Raw genomic sequence first — 21,800 nt, forward strand, 5'->3', positions numbered from 1 at the left:
GAACCATAGAACCATAGAACCATAGAACCATAGAACCATAGAACCATAGAACCATAGAACCATAGAACCATAGAACCATAGAACCATAGAACCATAGAACCATAGAACCATAGAACCCTCCTATCTTTTACTTTTCTGCTCTTCCTCGTCCCTCTTTTTCTCGTTCCTGCTCTCCGCTCTTAACTGCTCTTCCGTCCCTAGCCCTCCGCTCTTCCTGCCTGTTATCACCCCTTATCGCCTACACTTTTAAAAACTGGCACACCCTTTGCTTTCAACTTACTAACAAATTTTGGAGGCAGCTATGTCCATCTCTTTTGATAAAGCATTAGGCGTACACCAGTATACCGTTGGAGTCCGAGCCAAACGGGCAGAAACACTGGCGAGCAACCTGGCCAATGTCAACACGCCGGGCTACAAGGCAAAAGATATCGACTTTCAGCGAGCATTGAATGCGGCAACGTCGGGGGCAAAGGTTGGCCTTAGTCGTACTAATAGTCGGCATATCTCTGCCTCTACATCCGTGATGGGTGAACAGAAATACCGCGTACCCACTCAGCCCGATACTGGTGATGGCAATACGGTAGATGCTCAGCTAGAGCAGAATTTATTCATGCAGAACTCGATTGAGTATCAAGCATCACTGGATTTTCTTGGTTCAAAGTTCAAAAACCTGAGCAAGGCGCTGAAAGGAGATTGATGAATGAGTTTGTTTAATATCTTTAATGTTTCGGGCTCGGCCATGAGTGCAGAATCTGTGCGCTTAAATACGACATCGAGTAACTTGGCGAACGCCAACAGCGTCAGTAGCTCAGCGGATGAGACATACAAGGCTCGTCACCCAATCTTTGCCGCTGCGCTAGAGAGTGCCAGTTACAATCGCCAAGATAGCGTGCCCGTACAGGTTAAGGGCATTGTTGAAAGTAATAAGCCTTTGCGTGCCGAGTACAACCCGGACCATCCGATGGCGAATGCAGAAGGCTATATTTACAAACCGAATGTGAATGTCATGGAAGAGATGGCGAATATGATTTCAGCGTCCCGTTCCTATCAGAGCAATGTACAGGTAGCAGATGCGAGTAAGCAGATGTTGATGAGTACCTTGCAGATGGGCAAATAGGATAAGGAGTGACAGTTATGACCAGTATTAATGGCGCAGGTCAAAGCAACTTGTCCTACCTTGAGCAGCTAAAGAGCATGCAAGGGAAAAAGTTGCAGGAAGAGCAGAAAGCCACCGGCCAGAATGAGCTCAAGCAAGAAGATTTTCTCTCGTTGCTGACGAAGCAGCTAGCCCAGCAGGACCCGTTTAAGCCCGTTGGTAATGATCAAATGATCGCCCAGATGGCATCTTTTGCCACGGTTGATGGTATCAATCAGATGAATGAACAGTTCGGTAGCCTGAACTCAGCGATGACCTCTAATCAGGCATTGCAGGCGTCATCATTGGTTGGCCGCGATGTATTGATCCCCAGTTCGACGTCAGTGAAAGCAGCCGAAGGCCATATGGCCGGCATGGTCAAGCTACCTCAGGCGCTGGATAATATGATGGTACGGATCGAAAACGAGCAAGGGCAGTTGCTGAAGTCATTCGACATGGGCGCCACGCCTCCGGGTGAACACCGTATCGATTGGGATGGGACTGATGAACAAGGCAATACCTTGCCGCAAGGTCGCTATACCATGAAGGTTGCGGGTTTAGTCGGCGGTGAAAGCCGAGAATTTGATGTATCAACGTATGCCAATGTCAACAGTGTGCTGCTTGGCAACGGCGATGGCAACGTGATGTTGAACCTTGCAGGTTTTGACTCGCCATTCAAACTATCCGACGTGCTTGAAGTCGGTCAGGTATAAACGGACAGTAGGAGATTCATACCATGGGATTTAACGTTTCACTCAGTGGTATCGGTGCATCACAGAAAGACTTGAACACCACCAGTAACAATATTGCTAACGCCAATACCTTCGGTTTTAAAGAATCCCGCGCGGAATTTGGCGATGTTTATTCAAGTTCGATTTTTTCGAACGCGAAGACCACGACCGGTGGCGGCGTGCAGACATCTGTGGTTGCACAGCAATTCCATGAAGGGTCGAGTATCTACACCAATAACCCGATGGATCTTCGTATTTCCGGTAGTGGCTTCTTTGCGGTCGCAGATGACAAACTACAGCCACAAAATAACAGTCTGACCCGTAACGGCGCATTTCACCTCAATAAAGAAAACCAGATCGTGAACTCGGAAGGTCAGTACCTCTTGGGTTATCAGGTTGATAAAGACACAGATCAGGTCTCTTCTTACGAAGCGCAGGCACTGAAAGTGCCGGATCAGTTTGGTCAACCTCGTGAGTCTAAAAATATCAATATCGGGGTGAACTTACCCGCATCAGCAACGGCTAAAAATCCGGCGGGTTTTGACTTTCATGATGCCAGTACGTACAACAAATCCACCTCGTTGACCATGTATGATTCACTGGGTCAGCCGTATAAAATGACCACCTACTATGTTAAAGATAGTGGTGGCGCATCTAAGCCCGCCGTCGATGCAGATGGTAAGCCTATTGCTGGAGAGAAAGCGGGTAGTGATGCAGAAAACCGTTGGGCCGTCTACTATACCGTTACGGATGCAACTGGCGAGAAAGCCGTTAATGTTGATCTTACACCAGAGGGTGACGGTGAAGTCGCATCCGGTGACACCGATGGTCCGGTGGCGAATGGTCAACAAGGTCACTATATTGAATTTAACACTGATGGTTCAGTGAAATCAGTGAACAACGGTAACCCGATTGTGACCGAGCCGTTGGGCGTTGGTGTTGATCAAGGTGGTGCCGGTGTTGAAATGAATGGTGCGAATGTTGAGCAGAAGCTGACCATTAATTTTGATGAACCTACCCAGTATGCCGCGCCATTTGAGATCCGCCGTTTTAACGAAGATGGTGCAACGACAGGTTATTTGGCCAAAGTTGATATTGATGCCAAAGGGTCGATTGTTGCGACGTACAGCAACGGTGAAAACGTCACCCTTGGCCGAGTTGGTATGGTACGCGTACCGAACGAGCAGGGGTTAGTGTCGAAGGGCGGCACTCAGTGGGTGGCCAGCCAAGATTCAGGTGCTACTATCTGGGGAGAAGCCACACAAGGAGCATTTGGTGCGATCAAAAGTGGCACACTTGAGCAGTCAAATATCGATATGACGCAAGAGCTGGTGGATTTGATCACCGCACAGCGTAATTTCCAAGCTAACTCCCGTGCACTGGAAGTTGATAATCAGCTACAGCAGACGATTTTGCAAATCCGTTAATCGTTGGTTTCACCGCTTTCATTATTTTGCCGCTTGCTAACAGGCAAGCGGCAATGCTTTTCCTACACTGTCGAAATTTTGTCGCTTCTTTAGCTGATTATTATTTCAGCCCTCTCCTCATCTCTTTAACTCATTGAATAAAAACCCGATGTCGTAAATGGCATAATTATTGCTTAACTATCATCAGATTATGATTGGAGAGTCGATATGGATCATGCACTGTATTTAGCCATGAGTGGCGCTAAGCAAGATATGTATGGTATGCAGGTGCATGCTAACAACCTTGCTAACGTGAGAACAACAGGTTTTCGTGCCGATCTGGAGCAGGCTAGAAGCATGCAGGCGTATGGTGAAGGGTTACCAAGTCGCGTTTTCGCCATGACTGAACGTCCGGGACAAAATTTTGCCCAAGGTTCGGTGATGACTACCGGTCGCAACCTTGACGTTACCGTGGAAGGTGATGGCTGGTTGGCCGTACTCGATCCTTCAGGTCAGGAAGCTTATACCCGCGCAGGGAATCTGAAAATTGATCAAACTGGCATGCTGCAAAATGGCAGCGGCCATCTCATGATGGGCGAAAGTGGCGGGCCCATTTTCATACCTCTACCAATCGATAAAATTCAAATTGGCACCGATGGTACGATCTCAGTGTTGCCTCAAGGGGCGCCACCCGATGCGATGGAAGTGGTTGATCGTCTTAAATTAGTGCGACCAGATAATCGTGCTCTGTACAAAGATGTCAACGGTTTGTTTAAGTCTAAGAACCCTGGTGAGACATTCGATGCGGATGCCGGTGTGAGCTTACTGACAGGGGCTATTGAAGGCAGTAACGTGAATGCGGTCGGTGAAATGACCAGTATGATTGATCTCCAACGCCATTTTGAAATGCAAGTCAAACTCATGAAAACTGCAGAAGAAATGGATAGTGCTTCATCTTCTCTGATGCGTTTAGGCTAACCGATAAAAGGAAATTCACATGCATCCAGCATTATGGGTAAGTAAAACCGGTCTTGACGCCCAGCAGACGAATATATCGACCATTTCGAACAACCTGGCTAACGCCTCAACCGTAGGGTTTAAAAAGAGCCGTGCGGTATTTGAAGATTTGTTTTATCAGAACATTAACCAACCTGGTGCCCAGTCAACCCAGGATACTGAACTGCCAACCGGCTTGATGCTGGGGGCGGGTTCAAAGGTTGTGGCAACCCAAAAGGTTTTCACTCAGGGTAATACCCAGACCACGAATAATGCGATGGACATGATGATTGAAGGTGAGGGATTCTTTCAGGTTCTCTTGCCAGATGGCAACATGGGCTATACGCGTAACGGGCAGTTTACCATTAACGCTGATGGCCAACTGGTTACCACCGGATCGGGTTACGTTGTTCAGCCTGAAATCACCGTGCCAGAAGATGCGGTGGGAATCACTGTCGGAACCGACGGTGAGGTATCAGCTCGTATCCGTGGTCAGCAAGAAAATCAGGTGCTGGGACAGATCACCACCGTCGGCTTTATCAATCCAGGCGGTCTTGAGCCTATTGGTCAGAACTTATTCTTGCCTACGGGAGCCAGTGGTGACGCACAGGAAGGCGTGCCAGGGCTGGAAGGTCTGGGGGCTATTCGTCAATCAATGCTGGAAACATCGAACGTCAATGTGACCGAAGAGTTAGTCAATATGATTGAAGCGCAGCGTGTCTATGAGATGAACTCGAAGGTGATCTCAACCGTTGACCAGATGCTAAGTTACGTGAACCAGCAGCTTTAAAGGAGTTAGCACCGCGATGAAAAATTATGTATTGGGTCTGACGATATTGCTGATGGCATCGGGTTGTGCTCAGTTGCCAGAAGAAGAGTCTGACGTCGCGAAAGCGACGACCACCGTCGATGCTGTTGAAGGAACACCGCAGCAAGATGGCGGTCTTATCGATATGTTACGTCGCCGTGAAGACCCTCAAGCCGGGGATCCCGCATGGGCAGCGGTGCGCCCTCAGGAAAAACCAGAACATTATGCGACAGCAACCGGATCGCTGTTCAGTGCCGGTCAAGCGCAAGATTTATATGACGATACTAAGCCTCGCGGCTTGGGTGATATTGTCACCGTGATGTTGGAAGAAAAAACCCAAGCCAAGAAAAGTGCCAGCGCTGATCTGGATAAGTCGACGGATTTGTCGATGGATCCGCTGATGCTTGGCGGTAAAGCGCTTAAAATTGGTGAACGTGAGTTGTCTTACGAACTGAGTAATGGCAATAAGTTTGCCGGTAGTACATCAGCGGATCAGAGTAACAGTATTCAAGGCTCGATCACCGTAGAGGTGGTTGACGTTTTACCCAATGGCAACTTGTTGGTACGTGGCGAAAAATGGTTAACCCTCAATACTGGCGATGAATATATCCGCCTAAGCGGGACCATCCGTCCGGACGATATCACGCAAGACAACACCATTCCGTCAACCCGTATTGCGAATGCTCGGATCCAATATTCTGGTACGGGAGAACGTCAGGATGTGCAAGAGCAGGGCTGGCTCGCCCGTTTTTTTAACGTCAGCATTTAATTCACCTGCTGCATATAGGACTCAACTGTGAAACTGAAACTATTATTTGGCGCATTATGCATGTTACTGATGCTACCTGCTCAGGCCGCACGGATCAAAGATGTGTCTGAAGTGGCCGGGGTGCGAAGTAACCAGCTAGTCGGCTATGGTTTGGTGGTGGGGCTGCCTGGTACCGGAGAAACCACGCCATTTACCGATCAGAGTTTCAATGCCATGCTGCAAAATTTTGGGATCCAATTGCCACCCGGTTCAAAACCAAAAACCAAGAATGTCGCCGCCGTCGCGGTTAATGCGACCCTGCCAGCCTTCACTAAGCAAGGCCAGAGTATTGATATTACCGTCTCTTCGATCGGGTCAGCCAAGAGTCTTCGTGGTGGTACCTTGTTGCAGACATTTCTGAAGGGTTTAGATGGTAAAGTTTATGCCGTTGCTCAGGGAAGTTTAATGGTCGGGGGCTTCAGTGCGACAGGGGCTGATGGTTCTAAGGTGGTGGGAAATACCCCAACGGTTGGACGGATCACCAATGGTGCAATGGTTGAGCAAGAGGTGCCTAACCCGTTTGGCCGTGGTGATTTTTTGACCTTCAACTTGTTTGAATCTGATTTCACTACCGCACAGCGCATGGCGGATGCGATCAATCAGTTTTTAGGTCCGCAGATGGCAGCCGCGGTTGATGCGACGTCAGTGCGTGTGCGTGCCCCTCGGGATATCAGTCAGCGAGTGGCTTTTCTGTCTACTATTGAAAATCTTGAATTTAACCCAGCAGAAGGTGCGGCTAAGATTATCGTTAACTCGCGCACTGGGACTATCGTCGTGGGTCAGCATGTCAAACTCAAGCCAGCGGCCATCACCCATGGCGGTATGACCGTATCGATAAAGGAAAATTATTCGGCCAGTCAGCCAAATGCATTTTCCGGCGGAAAGACGGTGGTTGTCCCAAACTCTGATGTTAGTGTGAAAGAAGAAGATGCCCGAATGTTTAAATTTGAGCCAGGTGTGACATTGGATGAATTAGTGCGTGCAGTTAATCAGGTAGGGGCCGCTCCTTCTGATTTAATGGCTATTTTGCAGGCGCTAAAGCAAGCCGGTGCGATTGAAGGCCAATTGATCATTATTTAACACTGATTTTCTCGCACTAACGTTATGCTGGTTATCAAAACTTGTTGCTGGACTATCGTAGCTAGCGACTTGTTTTTTGCTTTTGCTCTCAGACTTGACACTCGTACCTTGGGCCTCGTCCCTTGCATGATGTCTCCGATACGTGAGGTTTTATGAAAACAACATCGCCGGGTTTTATAAATGATCTTGCTGGTCTTGATCGGCTTCGTGCTGGGATCGGTGAAGATGAAGCGAAGTCGCTACGTGCGGCCGCCCAGCAGTTTGAAGCGATCTTCACTCAGATGTTGTTTAAATCAATGCGTCAGGCCAATGAAGCGTTTGAATCGGATCTGATGAGTAGCAGTAATAGTAAGTTCTTTGAGCAGATGCACGATGAGCAGTTGGCCAGTGAACTGAGCTCAACGGGGTCTTTGGGCTTAGCTGATTTGATTGTTCAGCAGCTTGGTGGGGCGATCGAGCCCAAAGAGAAAGAGGCCAAGCCGGCCGATCCCCAGTCGACGACAGCTAAGTCGGAGGGGCGTGCCGCGGATGAATTGATAGTCCGCCAAATTTTCAATGATGCACCGCTTAAACTTCCTGTTGATGCAACGCCTGCCGCCAAGGCATCAGAGGATGCCTATAAACTGATGCTTAAGCAGCGTTATCTCAATCAACAACAAACGTTGGCGATGGGTGGCAGCGCGCCACTGACCCCGACGAGTACTGAACAAGGCTTCGGCTCACCGAAAGATTTTGTCTCGCGTTTGAAGCCTTACGCTGAAAAAGCGGCACAGGCATTGGGAACCGATCCTTCCGTATTGATAGCGCAAGCGGCTTTGGAAACCGGCTGGGGACAAAAGGTGATTAAAAATGCAGCGGGTTCGAGTAATAACCTGTTCAATATAAAGGCCGATCCCCGTTGGTCAGGCGCTAAGGTTGCGACTAACACCCTAGAGTTTCATCAAGGGATCCCGGTGCAAGAAAAAGCGGCTTTTCGCTCTTACGATACCTACCAAGACAGTTTTAATGATTATGTGCGTTTTCTTAACGATAACCCTCGTTATAGTAAGGCGTTAGAGCACCCTGCTGATCCGAGTCAGTTTATTCGAAATATTCATCAGGCAGGCTATGCGACTGACCCTAAATATGTCGATAAGATCATCAGTGTCATGGAAGCAGTAAAAGGTTATATGAAATAAAACGGTAGGCCCTAGTCTCAGGGGCCTTATCGTTTACTACCCCTAGCATTGTTCCGGCAAGCCCTTGCCCCTCCCTTGATTAAATATAGTTAAATGAATAGATTACCTCGCGATCATCTATTGGAACGTATTTTGCATATAAAACAGCAGTGATTGTATTTATTCCCCCTACAGCCTGGAGGCTTCATGGCGTTTGACTTGCTCAATATGGGCTCGCAAGGTGTGCTGACCGCGCAGCGGCAGCTTAATACCACCAGCCATAACATTAACAACGTTAATACCGAAGGGTATAGCCGTCAGTCTGTCGTGCAGGAAAGCAACGATCCTATTTGGTGGGGGGGCAGTCAGTACGGAACGGGGGTGCATGCGGCAGAAGTTCGCCGTGGGTATGACCAATTTGCCACTAATGAGCTCAACCTGACGACCACTAATCTCAGTTATGCCTCAGAGCGGAACGGTCAGCTCGGACGGCTCGATGATATGTTATCCAATAGCGCCAAGAAAATTCCTGAAGACATGAATAGCTGGTATGACGCAGTGAAAGCCATGTCTGATACTCCCAATGATATTGGTTCCCGCAAAGTTGTTTTAGAAAAAGCCAAGCTGGTGGCGGCTGGGCTCAACGAAAATTATGATGTGCTTTCTCGCCAGAAATCAGAGACCAATGAAGTGCTGTCTCGGACGCTGAACCGGGTCAATGATATAGCGAAAGAGCTGGTCGATGTTCATAAAGCATTGGTGAAAACGCCAGCGTCAGGGCATGACAATGATTTGCTTGACCGTCATCAGGCTCTGATTAATGAACTGTCTGAATACACCAAGGTCACCGTAACACGTAAGAATGATGAGAGTTTCAACATCATGATCGGTAGTGGCCACACGCTGGTATCGGGTACCGAAGCCAGTGAGTTGCGAATGGTCAATGGTAAGCCTGATCCGCAGCAGACCCAGCTGGCCATTGTTGAAGGCAAGTCTTTGAAGACGATCCGTAATGATGGGATTGGCGGCAAAATGGCGGCCTTGTTTCAGTTCCGCGATGAAACGTTGCCACAGGCGATGGATGAGATGGGGCGAATTGCGCTTGGCTTTTCGCATTCCATTAATAAGCTGCAGCAGCAAGGCATGGATTTGAACGGTCAGGTTGGCCAAGATATGTTTCGTGACATTAATGATCCGGCACTTGCGGCTTCGCGAGTCATGCTGCCTGCGGGATCAACGGCTGATCTTAAGGTATATATCGACGATCTCAGTGCGCTAAAAACCGGTGAGTATGATTTAAAATTTGATGGTAGTCAGCACACGCTGTCACTGCCAGATGGTACCCGCCAGAAGGTGATTCCGAGCGGCGATCCCGCTGCTTTCTCCATTGACGGGTTCCGCGTTGAAATGGACGCGCCGATGCGAGCAGGGGAGCACATTGTATTGCGGCCGACCCGCACTGGGGCGGGGGATATCCGTGTGGCAATGACTGATCCATCGAATATTGCCGCGCAAAGTTATCTTAGCTCGGCCAGTCATGTTCAAGGTAATGCCGATTTCAACGTTACCCAACGGGGTCATTTAACCGAGTTTCAGGTAGCGATCTCGCCAGACGCTAATCAATATGCCGTATTGGATATGAAAGGCAACATATTGCAGCCACCGGCTGCGTATCCACCCGTGGGTGAGGTGACAGTAAATGGTACCGGTTTTACCCTGAGTCGTGGTGCCAGTGGTGGCGACGTCTTTGCGGTAAACTTGATGCCAGCTGATGGTGATAACGGCAATTTGCTTCGGATGCAGGATTTACAGGCTAAGAAAGTGATGGATGACGGGCGATCGACCATGATTGATGTCTACCAGGGGCTGAATACTGAAATTGGTACCCAGAAAGCGTCGGCGTCTCGCTTACAGGATGTGGGGCAGGTTGAGAAAGAAGCGGCATCGAGCCGAGTGGCTGAGATTTCCGGGGTGAACCTTGATGAAGAAGCCGCGAATATGATGAAATTTCAGCAGGCTTATATGGCGTCATCACGCATCATGACGGTAGCGAATGAAACGTTCGATACCTTGCTTAACGCATCCCGCTAAGGAGACTGAATAATTATGATCAGCCGTATTGCCAGCTTCCATAACTACCAGTCAGTAACGAATGATATGAACCGCCAACAAGCAAAAGTGGCGGAGAATCAGGAACAATTGGCCTCTGGTAAGCGATTGCTTACCGCCGGTGATGATCCTGTGGCCTCAATTTATATCCAGAATTTTGATCAGCAAAATACGCAGATTGACCAATCGATTAAAACTATCACATTGGCGCGAAACCGGTTAAATAACGAAGAAACCGCCATTGCAGAAGTTGAAAACTTGCTCGATGACGCTAAACGCAAATCGATGTTAATGGTCAATGGCTCATTGTCTGGCGATGATCGTATCGCCCATAAACAAGATATGCAGGGCCTGTTTGATTCGTTTATCAATCTGGCGAACAGTCAGGATGAGTCCGGGAATTACGTTTTTGCCGGTAATCGATACAGTACACAGCCATTTTTCCGAGATAACAATGGTGAGGTGACATACTCCGGTGACAGCTACCAGCGAATGGCCCAAGTCGCGCCAGCGATAGAGGTTCCCGTCAATGATGCTGGCGACAAGCTGTTTATGGACGTGTCGAATCCTTTTGGTGATTATCAACCGGATTATCATTTACAAAGCGGATCACTACTGTTGTTGTCGCAAGCAACCAATACCAACAATGCTGATCAGTCTGCCTACCGAGTGAGTTTTTCAACGTCACCAACAGGGACGGCTTATGAGCTGTATCAGAATGACACCTTGGTAAGTAGTGCGGCGTTTGACCCCAGTAAGGGTATTCAGTTTAACTCGTTGAATATTGCCGTTGAAGGTGAAATTAAAGATGGCGATACCATTGATCTATCGCGGCAAGACAAGGTCAATATTTTTGATGCATTTCGTCGGGGTATTGAACTCTCTGACAGCGATGTCTCTGATGCTTCGGCAACCGCAGAACTACACCAAGTGGCTGCAGAGCTGTCTGAAGGTTTCAAGCACACCAACCGAGTGAGATCAGAAATTGGTACGCGGTTGCAGACATTAGACCGTCAAGAAGATATGCATAAGGATTTTAGGATCGTGATGAGCGAGTCTCGAGGCACCCTGGAAGATCTGGATTATGCCAGCGCAGTGATTGATCTCAATGAAAATATGATGGCGTTACAGGCGTCGCAACAGGCGTTTGCCAAAACCAAAGATTTAAATCTATTTAATTATATTTAAATAGGAAGACCCAAAGAATATAAAACGGCAAATTTCGTCAGCCGCATAGGCATCGGGTTGCCACTTTTTATAAAATTGCCACAAATTAAGATCTAACCTTTTGATTTAAAATAGTTTGATTTGTGGCATGGAGTTTGCAAAGTAAGGCTTGGTGGCAACATCATTGCCAAAAATTAATATTATAGCTGGCCCCGCTTCACTGTCTTTTATACTGACTGTTGCGGGTAGGCTGTTTCGCCGCATGGCGAAAGTCAAAGGAGAGCAAAATGGGTGTAACAGTAAACACCAACGTGTCTGCCATGACTGCGCAGCGTTACCTGGGCAAAGCAACAAGTGATTTGAATACGTCGATGGAACGCTTATCGACGGGTAGTAAGATCAACAGTGCTAAGGACGATGCAGCGGGTCTACAAATTTCAAATCGCTTGGTCGCACAGACTCGTGGTTTGAACGTGGCAATGCGTAATGCAAATGACGGCATCTCTATCGCTCAAACAGCGGAAGGTGCAATGCAGGAATCAACCAGTATTTTGCAGCGCATGCGTGATTTGTCCTTGCAATCATCGAATGGTGCCAACTCAGACGATGATCGTGACGCTATTCAGCAAGAGGTCGGCGCACTTCAGGATGAGCTTAACCGAATCGCTGAAACCACCTCTTTCGGTGGCCGTAAGTTGCTGAACGGTACGTTTGGCGAAGCGGCTTTCCAGATTGGTGCGGATTCTGGTGAAGCCATCATTATGGGAATCACCAGTGTTCGTGCTGATGATACGCGTATGGGCGGTCAAATGGTGGTGGGCGGTGGTCAGGCAACGCCTGACTGGCAAGCTGCCGCAGGTGATAAAGTCGCCTTTTTCGTCGGTGATAAGGCTGATCCAAAAAATGAAGTGGTGATTGATCTGGTCGATGGCGATGACATTGAAGAGGTTGCTACTCGTATCAATGGTCAGAACAATCGTGTTTCCGCTTCCGTCAGTGAAAAGGGCGAATTGCAGCTGTTTTCCGAACAGGGGCCGGTAGAAATTTCATCTAAAACCGTGATTGCCAATACGGGTTTAGCGGATCGTAATGATCCGGCCAGTGCGGCCACAGCCATTTTGACGGCTGGGGATAAGAGTGCCAACACAACAGTACAAGATATTGATGTGAAAACTGTTGGCGGTGCACAACAAGCTGTCGGTATTATCGATGCCGCGCTTAAATACATTGATAGCCAGCGTGCAGATTTAGGTGCGAAACAGAACCGTCTTGGTCATACGATTAACAACTTGGCGAATGTCTCTGAGAACGTGTCTGAATCAAATAGCCGTATTCGCGATACTGATTTTGCTAAAGAAACCACGGAAATGACAAAGAATCAGATCCTACAGCAAGCCAGTACGTCGATTTTAGCCCAAGCGAAACAAGTACCGCAGGCGGCGATGAGTTTGCTGCAATAATAGTTTAGTTATAGGTGCTAACGTTGCGGGATGACTGCAACGAACGAGCAAGAAAACGGCAAGGGGGCAACCTCTTGCCGTTTTTCGTTTTACTGTTTTGGACGTATTTTAGTCGTATTTAAAATTTTTCTAAAAAAAATCTTAAAGGTTTTTCAAACCATGCCGTTACAAACCATGTAAAGATAATAATAAGGTTTTTCCGGCTGGGCTGGTCAAGCCATTTTGAATACACAAGGAGATACATTATGGCAGTTACAGTAAACACTAACGTTTCTGCAATGACCGCTCAGCGCTACTTAGGTCAGGCGACTGACGCGACAGCAAAATCAATGGAGCGCTTGGCAACAGGTAGCAAGATCAACAGTGCCAAAGACGATGCCGCTGGTCTTCAGATCTCTAACCGTTTGATGACACAAAGCCGTGGCCTTGATGTTGCGGTACGTAACGCCAACGACGGTATCTCAATGGCGCAGACAGCTGAAGGTTCAATGCAGGAAAGTACCAGCATCCTACAGCGTATGCGTGACTTGTCTCTACAATCTTCAAACGGTGCGAACTCAAAAGATGACCGTGTTGCTATTCAGCAAGAAGTAACGGCACTAACTGATGAATTGAACCGTATCGCAGAAACCACATCGTTTGGTGGTACAAAGCTGATCAACGGTACGTTTGGTAGCCGCTCTATTCAGGTAGGTGCTGACTCTGGTGAAGCGGTACAGCTTTCTATGAGCAATCTGCGTGCAGATGCGATGAGCAGTAATACCATGGTAGGTACCGCTAAAGCGGGCTCTGACTGGGAAGTCGGCAAGAAGCTGGATGGTACTGATGAGACAGCAGCTCAGACACTTACAATCAACGGTAAAGATGTGGGTGTTAAAAAAGGCGATGATATTGAAGAGCTCGCGACAAAAATTAACGGTGCCGTTGATAATGTAAACGCATCTGTTGCGAAGAACGACGATGGTAGTCTTTCTCTGCAGCTGGTTTCTGATACTTCAGAGCCAATTACGGCATCAGGTACACTACAGACAACATTAGGTCTGGCTGCATCAAGTACGACAAGTACTTCTGTTCAGCAACTTGATGTGACCACTGTCGGTGGTTCACAGCAGGCGGTTGCGGTATTGGATAACGCACTGAAGCAAATCGATTCAGACCGTGCAGATTTGGGTGCGTCTCAGAACCGTCTGAACCACACTATCAATAACCTGAATAACGTAAACGAAAACGTATCGGCTTCTAATAGTCGCATCCGTGATACAGACTTTGCGAAAGAAACCACGAATATGACCAAGAACCAGATCCTGTCTCAGGCTTCTACGTCAATTCTTGCTCAGGCAAAACAAGCACCACAGGCTGCATTAAGCCTTCTAGGTTAATCGTCGTACAAGCGGTAAGGGAATCATCTCTTGCCGCTTAACGCTGTCAGAAGGTGACAGAATATGGATGTCAAACCGGTTTCTACGTCTTCACTTCCCCCTCATGGTTCATCTTTTGGAACACAACCCCTTGTTGGCACAAATGTTGCTAATGAAGTAATGAATCATTCAAAGGGGACAGTTGTTGCCTCTTCATCCCAGCATCAGTCGAATCACTCAAGTTACGATAATAGGACAGATGTCCGTCGTATTGAGCAAACCGCTAATGTGGATAAGCAACATCAGCTGCAACGGGAAGAGCTGGAAAAAGTGGTTCAGCGTATTGAAGAATTTGTCGGCTCTACGTTGAATAAAGGACTAGCATTTCGTATTGATGAAGAGTCTGGCAAGAATATTGTCACCATTTACGATAAGCGTACTGGTGATGTAGTGCGTCAGATCCCTGATGAAGATATGTTGGCACTATCTCGCCAACTGACCACACACTCAGGGGGGCTGCTAACGACGAAAGTCTAGGCCTCTTATAGGTTTACTTGAGGTATTTCATGAATATAGGTGCATCAGCTACCGCATCTGGTCTTGATATTAACAGTATGGTTAATTCGATCGTTACAGCGGAGCGGGCCCCAAAAGAAGCGCGGATCACTCAGCAGCGTGAGAATATTGATGTTAGCATCAGTGCTTACGGTAAGTTGAAAGCCTCGCTGGATGACATGAAATACATGATGTCAGATTTCCGTCGCAACCATACCCTTTCTGCACGTACTGTTACCAGTGATAACGTCAATGTTTTGACGGCTACGGCTAATCATGACGCGATCCCTGGTAAATACAGTGTCAAGATCGAACAACTGGCCCAATCACACAAAATAGTTTCCGGTACCTTTGATGCTGAGCAAAAGCTAGGTGCGGGGAAACTCACCCTTTCTTTAGGCAATAATAAATTCGCCGTCGACATTCCAGAAAATGAAAGTGAAATGACGGATGTCGTCCGGTTGATCAATCGTCACCCCTCAAATAACGGCGTGATGGCCTCTATCATCAAAGACGATGTGGGGACTCGGTTAGTGCTTACCGCAGATAAAAGTGGTGAGCAAAACAAAATCGGTGTTCGGGTGGAGGCGCCGATGACCAGCACATTGCAAAAATTTGGTTTTAACCCCAATAACGACATCAATTCCATGACTGAAATGCAGCCGGCAGAAGATGCCAAAGTCTTGATTGATGGGCTAGCGGTGGTCACCAGCGACACCAATACCATAAAAGATGCCATTAATGGGGTTGATTTGAATTTGTTAGCGTTGGCTGACGATAACAAAGAGGGGAAGCCGGCAAAGCCCGTGACTGTCGATGTCGCCTATGATCGCAATGCGGTGGGTGGTGCGATAGAGAAATTTGTTAATGCCTACAACCAGTTTCACGATGTCTCCCAAGAGCTCAGTAAGTTTGATCCTGAAACACAAGAAAAAGGGCCGCTAGTCGGAGATAGCATTATCCGCTCGGTCGATAATCAGCTGCGTGCTGCGTTTTCTAACCCGGTTGAAGATGCGCCAAAGTCCATTAAAACGCTCAGCGAGCTTGGGGTGACATCAACCATGTCGGGGCGCTTAGAAATTGATTACGATATTCTGGATCGTCAGTTAAACCATAACTTTGCTGATGTCGGTACATTCTTTAGCAGTCGCGATGGTTTTGCGCATAAAGTTGAAGATTTAATTCATGCCTATACCGGGATCACTGGCAGCATCAAGGGGCGCCAAGACAGTCTTAATGAACAGGTCTCTGATTTGAACAAAGAGCAGAGCGAGCTTGACCGCCGGATGGAGAGTGTGAAAAAGCGGACGCATGATCAGTTTACCGCGATGGACAGTGCCATGGGGCAAATGAAAAGTCAGCTGAGCTCAATGATGAGTATGATGCCGTCATGAGTCTTTTTTTTCGTGGTTATGTAGTGGCTGGCAGAACATTGAAGTGCTTCGTAAATGGGGGACTGGATGCAAAATTTGGAACACATTGATCAGCAGATCGATGCGTTATTAGCTGATGACACAGAGATTGACGGGAGCCAGCTACAGCAGCTTCTATCACATCGAGAGCTTGTGCTTGAGCAACTTCGGTCTGAACCAGCGCGCATAGATAGAGCGCAATGGCAGCAGGCAATAGAACGTACGTCGATGTTACTTGAGCGGATCCACTATCATCGTGATAGGTCGGCGAGCCAAGTGCAAAGGCTTGTGCACGGGCAGCGCTCGTTGCAAATGTATAATAAATTTCGATAGGTTAATAAAAATGGCAATGAGAGGTTCGCTTCAGGCTTATAAACGCGTTTCGGTGGACAGTCAGTTAACATCCGCTTCGCCTCACCGGGTGATATCGATGTTAATGGCGGGTGCCATTGAGCGTTTAATCCAGGGTAAAGCGGCGATGGAACAAGGTTCAGTCGCGGTCAAAGGTGAGCGTATTGGTAAGGCATTAGATATCGTGATCAGTCTGCGCACATGCTTATCAATGGAAGACGGCGGTGAGATTGCGGCTAATCTAGATGCCTTGTATGACTTCATGATCCAGCAGATCTATAAAGCGAATCAGGAAAATGTGACTGAGCCGCTTGATGATGTAATTGGCATGCTGCGTGAGATTAAGTCTGCCTGGGATCAAATTCCAGCGGAATATCACAATATGACTCAGCTTGGTTAAGTGACATTTTCGGCTAATAGCGGGATCTTGCTCCGAGATATGTACAAAAACGCATCATAAAATCCATCGTTTTCATCTTCCTTTGTACTGGGGTCACAGCTTTTGTCTGTCCCCAGTTGCCTTCTTGCGTGCTTTTATTACAATGTCGTACCAAATTGAATAATTGTATGTGCTAATAACACCAGAGACAGCGTTTTGAGGTGGCTGGTGATTCGCGTTGATATGCATTAATTTGGTTAATCAGGTTACTGTAATTTCAGTACATTACAAAGGGCTGTGTTATAGCGTCATTTGCACTGTCTTTATGATGTAAAACCATCGAACCAAAATACCTATAACGGCAGGCAATATCGTTCCTATGCAAGCTTTAGCAAAAACCCTCGTAATTGATGATGACCCGCAGCACCGCCATGATCTCAGTGTTATTTTAAATTTTGTGGGTGAATCGCATCAAGTATTATCCGCTTCAGAGGTTGATAGTACGCTTTGGGAAAATGAATGGAGTGCCTGTTTACTGGGTAATATCAGTACGGGTCACGCACTCAATCGTATTCTTGATTTTTTACGCATACATCATTATATTCCCGTCATCGCCTTGACAGCCTACGATAGCGAGTTGGCGAATTTGCCAAACTATGTAGGCAGTCTGGAACTGCCAATCAGTTACAGTCCGATGATTGAAGCATTGCGTCATTGTCAGGAATATTTAGGCAAGCGTGCGCTACAGGTTCCTCAAGTAGGCCGTAAAAATACGCTGTTTCGAAGCATGGTTGGGCGCAGTAATGCGATTAGTCACATTCGACACCTCATTGAACAAGTGGCGACAACAGACGCCAGTGTATTGATTCTGGGTGAATCGGGGACAGGTAAAGAAGTGGTTGCCCGGAATATTCACTATCACTCATCACGGGGTAAAGGGCCGTTTGTACCGGTAAACTGTGGGGCGATTCCTCCCGACTTACTCGAGAGTGAGCTATTTGGTCACGAGAAAGGTGCGTTTACCGGCGCAATATCAGCGCGTAAAGGGCGGTTTGAACTTGCAGATGGCGGCACATTGTTCCTTGATGAGATCGGTGATATGCCGATGTCGATGCAGGTTAAGTTACTTCGTGTCCTGCAGGAGCGGTGTTTCGAGCGAGTGGGTGGCAGCGAGACCATTAAAACAAATGTCCGCATTGTGGCAGCAACGCATCGTAACCTCGATGGCATGATCAAAGACAATTTGTTCCGTGAAGATCTTTACTATCGTTTGAATGTTTTTCCGATAGAAATGCCTGCACTGCGAGACCGAATTGAAGATATCCCGTTGTTATTGCAAGAATTACTTGCTCGATTAGAAGCGGAAGGGGCGAACCCGGTGTATTTCACACCACGGGCTATTACCTCATTAATGGAGCATGATTGGCCGGGGAATATTCGTGAGTTAGCGAATTTGATTGAACGTTTGATCATCCTTTATCCAAATGAAATGGTGGATGTACACCATCTGCCCGTTAAGTACCGATACAGTGATTTACCGACGTTTCAGCCGGACGAAAATGTCTTGTCACTCGAAGAGCAAGAGCGTGAGGCATTGGCTGATATGTTTGCTTTCAATTCCGACGTCGCTGATGACAGTGCTATGTTCAGTGACTTGCCTCCTGAAGGGGTGAACCTCAAGGAGATGCTTGCCGATCTTGAAGTGGGTATGATCCGGCAAGCCCTTGATGCTCAAGGGAGTGTTGTCGCACGTGCCGCAGATATGCTGGGCATGCGGCGTACGACACTTGTCGAAAAAATGCGAAAGTACGGACTAAGTAAAGAAGCACTTCGATAATCAGCAGATCTATATATTATTGACGGCGTCGATTTATTGACGTCGTCAATATCCCATCAGAAATAGTCAACCATATGATAATGTTGATTTTTTGTTGGCACAAAATATGCTTTATATTGAAACTAGGCATTATGTGTGTTGGCAGTTACATTGACTTATCAGGGTTCGCATGGGTGACAATCATTCTTTATTAGGCACATTGCCTGAGCAAGTAGCACGGTATCAGCAAGCATTAGATGTGATGCCATCGGGGGTGATTTTCCTCGATTCTACAGGTATTGTCCGTGAGGCAAATCCTGAGGCTCATCGTCTGCTTGGTGAGCCCCTAGAGGGTATTCGTTGGTTTGAAGTTATTCAACGCGCTTTTTCCCCGCGCGAAGATGATGGACATGAAGTCTCACTGCGTAATGGTCGACGGGTAAAGTTAGCCATATCGGCCTCTGCGAGTGGCCAGCTAATTTTTATTACCGATATGACTGAAACCCGTTTGTTGCAGTCCCGGATCAGTGAAATGCAGCGCCTGTCTTCGCTGGGTAAAATGGTAGCCTCATTAGCGCATCAAGTTCGAACACCGCTGTCCAGTGCAATGCTGTATGCTGCTAACTTAGCCTCGCCCAATTTGACAGTTCCGACCCGCGAGCGGTTTCAGAGTAAGCTAGTTGACCGACTTCACGATTTGGAAAAGCAGGTTAATGATATGCTGCTGTTTGCCAAAGGGGGGGATAACAAAGTCATTGAACGCTTTAGTCTTGAAATCTTGCTCAATGAACTAGAGCAGATGGTTGAAGCCCAAATTATCACCAACCAGGTTGATTTTAGTATTGATTGCGATGATGAAGCGCTGGAAATACTGGGTAATGCCAATGCGCTGGCAAGTGCGCTTAGTAACTTGATTACCAATGCGATTCAGATGGCGGGTAAGCAGTGCCAAGTCGCAGTGAGCGTGCAGCAGCAAGGCGACCACATCCATCTCGCGGTAAGCGATAACGGGCCCGGTATCGCCGCAGATATGCAGCACAAAATATTAGAGCCATTTTTTACGACCCGTCAACAAGGTACCGGGCTTGGCTTGGCTGTTGTGCAAATGGTGGTCAATGCCCATAAAGGCCGCTTGATCTTAGCGTCAGCATTGGGAGAGGGGGCTTGTTTCACTTTAATCCTGCCGCTGGCAGAGAATCCTTTGAGCCTAGCGATACCGCATGCTGAAGAGCAATCAATAACGACAGGAGTGACACCATGAACCCAAGCCGCGTCTTGGTTGTAGAGGATGATGAAGGGCTACGTGAAGCCTTAGTCGATACTCTTGCATTGGCGGGTTATCAATGGCTGGAAGCGGAAAGCGCTGAGCATGCATTGTTGATCCTGAAATCCCAGAGTGTCGACATCGTCGTGACTGATGTTCAAATGGCGGGGATGGATGGGCTAGGACTATTGCGCAGCATTAAGCAGCATTGGCCAAAGCTCCCGGTGTTACTGATGACCGCCTATGCCAATATTGAAGATGCTGTCTCTGCAATGAAAGAGGGAGCCGTTGATTACATGGCAAAACCCTTTGCACCTGAAGTGCTGCTGAATATGATCAGTCGTTATGCCCCGGCCAAAGTTGAGTCGGGTCAGGCGATAGTGGCGGATGAGAAATCTCTCAAGCTGTTGGCATTAGCGGAAAAAGTGGCTAAGACCGATGCCAGTGTCATGGTGCTGGGGCCAAGTGGATCCGGTAAAGAGGTGATGTCCCGCTATATTCATAGCCACTCGACACGTCGAGATGGTCCGTTTGTGGCCATTAACTGTGCGGCTATTCCCGATAACATGTTGGAAGCCACCCTGTTCGGTTACGAGAAAGGTGCATTTACCGGGGCTGTGCAGGCATGCCCAGGGAAGTTTGAGCAGGCGCAGGGCGGTACTATCTTACTTGATGAAATCAGTGAGATGGACTTGAACTTGCAGGCGAAACTGTTGCGGGTACTGCAAGAGCATGAAGTCGAACGACTGGGGAGCCGTAAGAGTATCAAGCTGGATCTTCGGGTACTGGCAACCAGTAACCGTGATCTTAAACAATATGTAGCGGCAGGGCATTTCCGCGAAGATTTGTATTATCGCCTGAATGTTTTTCCATTAGTGTGGCCGGCACTTGCTGAGCGACCTGGTGATATTTCCCCACTTTCGCATTACTTGCTTGAGCGCCATTGCATGAAGCAAGGCCTGCCAGTACCTAAGGTGGGTACCGATGCACAGCTGAAGTTAAAGCAGTATGCTTGGCCGGGTAATGTTCGAGAATTGGACAACGTGATCCAGCGAGCACTGATCCTCTGTAATGGTCAGCAAATCACGGCGTGTGATATTTTGCTGGAGGGAACGGATTGGTTGGATGCTGGGAGTTTTCAGCAAGCGGTTGAGCAGGCGGTTGCCCCCGAGCTCGCGCCAGTACATGAAACCGAAGCCGGCGTGGTCCAGCCACTATCAGCCGTTGACGGGTTAGGAAATGAGCTGCGAGAGCAAGAGTTTTCGATTATTCTAGACACCATTCGTGCCTGTGAGGGACGGCGTAAAGATGTTGCTGAAAAATTAGGCATTAGCCCTCGCACACTGCGTTATAAATTAGCCAAAATGCGTGATGCTGGAATCGATATCCCAGTTTAACAATCATATAAATGAAAAATGTCAGTCATACTGATGCAATACATATCAATATATTGCAGTGATACTATTTTGACCGGTGGGAGAGCGTTATGAATGTAAATGGACTTCAGGCAGAGTTACAAGCCATGAAGCTGGAAGCCAGCAGTGCCTCTCGGCCAGCAACGGGGCAGCAGGTTAGTGCTGATTTTGGTGCGCTATTGGGTGATGCTATCAAATCCGTCAATGGTCTTCAGTCACAATCTGGTGAGTTAGCGACCCGTTTTGATCAGGGTGATCGCAGTGTATCCTTGTCTGATGTTATGATCGCCCGTAATAAATCCAGCGTCGCTTTTGAGGCGACAGTACAAGTGCGTAATAAAATGGTCGAAGCATATAAAGAATTAATGAATATGCCGGTCTAATGCAGGAATA

At 47.8% G+C, this 21,800-nt stretch carries 21 protein-coding genes; all 21 read left to right on the forward strand.

The window, feature by feature from the left end; genetic code table 11:
- Positions 1-301 precede the first annotated feature (301 nt).
- The 21 genes from flgB to fliE all read left to right on the forward strand — a co-directional run bounded on the left by flgB (position 302) and on the right by fliE (position 21,790).
- Positions 302-697, forward strand: a complete 396-nt coding sequence (gene flgB, locus L4D12_RS18725) for a flagellar basal body rod protein FlgB (RefSeq protein ID WP_428449354.1) — start codon at positions 302-304, stop codon at positions 695-697.
- A gap of 3 nt (positions 698-700) precedes the next feature.
- On the forward strand, positions 701-1,117 hold the full coding sequence (flgC, locus tag L4D12_RS18730; protein ID WP_428449355.1) for a flagellar basal body rod protein FlgC: 417 nt from the start codon (positions 701-703) through the stop codon (positions 1,115-1,117).
- Positions 1,118-1,134: 17 nt separating this feature from the next.
- Complete coding sequence (gene flgD / locus L4D12_RS18735; protein ID WP_428449356.1) at positions 1,135-1,848, forward strand: flagellar hook assembly protein FlgD; 714 nt, start codon at positions 1,135-1,137, stop codon at positions 1,846-1,848.
- Positions 1,849-1,871: 23 nt separating this feature from the next.
- Complete coding sequence (flgE, locus tag L4D12_RS18740; RefSeq protein ID WP_428449357.1) at positions 1,872-3,293, forward strand: flagellar hook protein FlgE; 1,422 nt, start codon at positions 1,872-1,874, stop codon at positions 3,291-3,293.
- Positions 3,294-3,500: 207 nt separating this feature from the next.
- Positions 3,501-4,250, forward strand: coding sequence for a flagellar basal-body rod protein FlgF (gene flgF, locus L4D12_RS18745; protein ID WP_428449358.1), 750 nt, complete (start codon positions 3,501-3,503; stop codon positions 4,248-4,250).
- A gap of 19 nt (positions 4,251-4,269) precedes the next feature.
- On the forward strand, positions 4,270-5,058 hold the full coding sequence (gene flgG, locus L4D12_RS18750) for a flagellar basal-body rod protein FlgG (RefSeq protein ID WP_428449359.1): 789 nt from the start codon (positions 4,270-4,272) through the stop codon (positions 5,056-5,058).
- A gap of 16 nt (positions 5,059-5,074) precedes the next feature.
- The gene (gene flgH / locus L4D12_RS18755; RefSeq protein ID WP_428449360.1) at positions 5,075-5,845 is read left to right on the forward strand and encodes a flagellar basal body L-ring protein FlgH; all 771 of its coding nucleotides are present in this window, start codon (positions 5,075-5,077) and stop codon (positions 5,843-5,845) included.
- Between the two features lie 60 nt (positions 5,846-5,905).
- Positions 5,906-6,964 carry a flagellar basal body P-ring protein FlgI gene (locus L4D12_RS18760; RefSeq protein ID WP_428449387.1) on the forward strand — a complete coding sequence of 353 codons (1,059 nt, stop codon included), beginning with the start codon at positions 5,906-5,908 and terminating at the stop codon, positions 6,962-6,964.
- 152 nt (positions 6,965-7,116) lie between these two features.
- Positions 7,117-8,142, forward strand: a complete 1,026-nt coding sequence (gene flgJ, locus L4D12_RS18765; protein WP_428449361.1) for a flagellar assembly peptidoglycan hydrolase FlgJ — start codon at positions 7,117-7,119, stop codon at positions 8,140-8,142.
- A 186-nt stretch (positions 8,143-8,328) separates the two neighbouring features.
- Positions 8,329-10,212, forward strand: coding sequence for a flagellar hook-associated protein FlgK (flgK, locus tag L4D12_RS18770; protein WP_428449362.1), 1,884 nt, complete (start codon positions 8,329-8,331; stop codon positions 10,210-10,212).
- A gap of 15 nt (positions 10,213-10,227) precedes the next feature.
- On the forward strand, positions 10,228-11,418 hold the full coding sequence (gene flgL / locus L4D12_RS18775; RefSeq protein ID WP_428449363.1) for a flagellar hook-associated protein FlgL: 1,191 nt from the start codon (positions 10,228-10,230) through the stop codon (positions 11,416-11,418).
- Between the two features lie 299 nt (positions 11,419-11,717).
- The gene (locus tag L4D12_RS18780; RefSeq protein WP_428449388.1) at positions 11,718-12,857 is read left to right on the forward strand and encodes a flagellin; all 1,140 of its coding nucleotides are present in this window, start codon (positions 11,718-11,720) and stop codon (positions 12,855-12,857) included.
- A gap of 245 nt (positions 12,858-13,102) precedes the next feature.
- Entirely contained in the window at positions 13,103-14,236 is a 1,134-nt protein-coding gene (locus L4D12_RS18785; RefSeq protein WP_428449364.1) for a flagellin, read from the forward strand.
- 159 nt (positions 14,237-14,395) lie between these two features.
- The gene (locus tag L4D12_RS18790; protein ID WP_428449365.1) at positions 14,396-14,752 is read left to right on the forward strand and encodes a flagellar protein FlaG; all 357 of its coding nucleotides are present in this window, start codon (positions 14,396-14,398) and stop codon (positions 14,750-14,752) included.
- Positions 14,753-14,781: 29 nt separating this feature from the next.
- Positions 14,782-16,164 (forward strand): flagellar filament capping protein FliD, encoded by a 1,383-nt coding sequence (fliD, locus tag L4D12_RS18795; protein WP_428449366.1) that lies wholly within the window; start codon positions 14,782-14,784, stop codon positions 16,162-16,164.
- Positions 16,165-16,230: 66 nt separating this feature from the next.
- Entirely contained in the window at positions 16,231-16,515 is a 285-nt protein-coding gene (locus L4D12_RS18800) for a flagellar rod protein FlaI (RefSeq protein ID WP_428449367.1), read from the forward strand.
- Between the two features lie 16 nt (positions 16,516-16,531).
- Entirely contained in the window at positions 16,532-16,933 is a 402-nt protein-coding gene (gene fliS, locus L4D12_RS18805; protein ID WP_428449389.1) for a flagellar export chaperone FliS, read from the forward strand.
- A 358-nt stretch (positions 16,934-17,291) separates the two neighbouring features.
- Positions 17,292-18,749 carry a sigma-54 dependent transcriptional regulator gene (locus L4D12_RS18810; protein WP_428449368.1) on the forward strand — a complete coding sequence of 486 codons (1,458 nt, stop codon included), beginning with the start codon at positions 17,292-17,294 and terminating at the stop codon, positions 18,747-18,749.
- A 169-nt stretch (positions 18,750-18,918) separates the two neighbouring features.
- Positions 18,919-19,989 carry a sensor histidine kinase gene (locus L4D12_RS18815; protein ID WP_428449369.1) on the forward strand — a complete coding sequence of 357 codons (1,071 nt, stop codon included), beginning with the start codon at positions 18,919-18,921 and terminating at the stop codon, positions 19,987-19,989.
- Positions 19,986-21,389, forward strand: coding sequence for a sigma-54-dependent transcriptional regulator (locus tag L4D12_RS18820; RefSeq protein WP_428449370.1), 1,404 nt, complete (start codon positions 19,986-19,988; stop codon positions 21,387-21,389). The genes L4D12_RS18815 and L4D12_RS18820 overlap by 4 nt, the downstream gene beginning before the upstream one ends.
- An 89-nt stretch (positions 21,390-21,478) precedes the next feature.
- Complete coding sequence (gene fliE, locus L4D12_RS18825; RefSeq protein ID WP_428449371.1) at positions 21,479-21,790, forward strand: flagellar hook-basal body complex protein FliE; 312 nt, start codon at positions 21,479-21,481, stop codon at positions 21,788-21,790.
- Positions 21,791-21,800: the final 10 nt, after the last annotated feature.

It is taken from the genome of Photobacterium nomapromontoriensis, from assembly GCF_050336815.1.
Taxonomy (GTDB): domain Bacteria; phylum Pseudomonadota; class Gammaproteobacteria; order Enterobacterales; family Vibrionaceae; genus Photobacterium; species Photobacterium nomapromontoriensis.

Coding starts and splice junctions, on each gene's coding strand:
- flgB (WP_428449354.1), top strand. CDS start 302: ATGTCCATCTCTTTTGATAAAGCATTAGGCGTACACCAGTATACCGTT.
- flgC (WP_428449355.1), top strand. CDS start 701: ATGAGTTTGTTTAATATCTTTAATGTTTCGGGCTCGGCCATGAGTGCA.
- flgD (WP_428449356.1), top strand. CDS start 1,135: ATGACCAGTATTAATGGCGCAGGTCAAAGCAACTTGTCCTACCTTGAG.
- flgE (WP_428449357.1), top strand. CDS start 1,872: ATGGGATTTAACGTTTCACTCAGTGGTATCGGTGCATCACAGAAAGAC.
- flgF (WP_428449358.1), top strand. CDS start 3,501: ATGGATCATGCACTGTATTTAGCCATGAGTGGCGCTAAGCAAGATATG.
- flgG (WP_428449359.1), top strand. CDS start 4,270: ATGCATCCAGCATTATGGGTAAGTAAAACCGGTCTTGACGCCCAGCAG.
- flgH (WP_428449360.1), top strand. CDS start 5,075: ATGAAAAATTATGTATTGGGTCTGACGATATTGCTGATGGCATCGGGT.
- L4D12_RS18760 (WP_428449387.1), top strand. CDS start 5,906: ATGTTACTGATGCTACCTGCTCAGGCCGCACGGATCAAAGATGTGTCT.
- flgJ (WP_428449361.1), top strand. CDS start 7,117: ATGAAAACAACATCGCCGGGTTTTATAAATGATCTTGCTGGTCTTGAT.
- flgK (WP_428449362.1), top strand. CDS start 8,329: ATGGCGTTTGACTTGCTCAATATGGGCTCGCAAGGTGTGCTGACCGCG.
- flgL (WP_428449363.1), top strand. CDS start 10,228: ATGATCAGCCGTATTGCCAGCTTCCATAACTACCAGTCAGTAACGAAT.
- L4D12_RS18780 (WP_428449388.1), top strand. CDS start 11,718: ATGACTGCGCAGCGTTACCTGGGCAAAGCAACAAGTGATTTGAATACG.
- L4D12_RS18785 (WP_428449364.1), top strand. CDS start 13,103: ATGGCAGTTACAGTAAACACTAACGTTTCTGCAATGACCGCTCAGCGC.
- L4D12_RS18790 (WP_428449365.1), top strand. CDS start 14,396: ATGAATCATTCAAAGGGGACAGTTGTTGCCTCTTCATCCCAGCATCAG.
- fliD (WP_428449366.1), top strand. CDS start 14,782: ATGAATATAGGTGCATCAGCTACCGCATCTGGTCTTGATATTAACAGT.
- L4D12_RS18800 (WP_428449367.1), top strand. CDS start 16,231: ATGCAAAATTTGGAACACATTGATCAGCAGATCGATGCGTTATTAGCT.
- fliS (WP_428449389.1), top strand. CDS start 16,532: ATGAGAGGTTCGCTTCAGGCTTATAAACGCGTTTCGGTGGACAGTCAG.
- L4D12_RS18810 (WP_428449368.1), top strand. CDS start 17,292: ATGCAAGCTTTAGCAAAAACCCTCGTAATTGATGATGACCCGCAGCAC.
- L4D12_RS18815 (WP_428449369.1), top strand. CDS start 18,919: ATGGGTGACAATCATTCTTTATTAGGCACATTGCCTGAGCAAGTAGCA.
- L4D12_RS18820 (WP_428449370.1), top strand. CDS start 19,986: ATGAACCCAAGCCGCGTCTTGGTTGTAGAGGATGATGAAGGGCTACGT.
- fliE (WP_428449371.1), top strand. CDS start 21,479: ATGAATGTAAATGGACTTCAGGCAGAGTTACAAGCCATGAAGCTGGAA.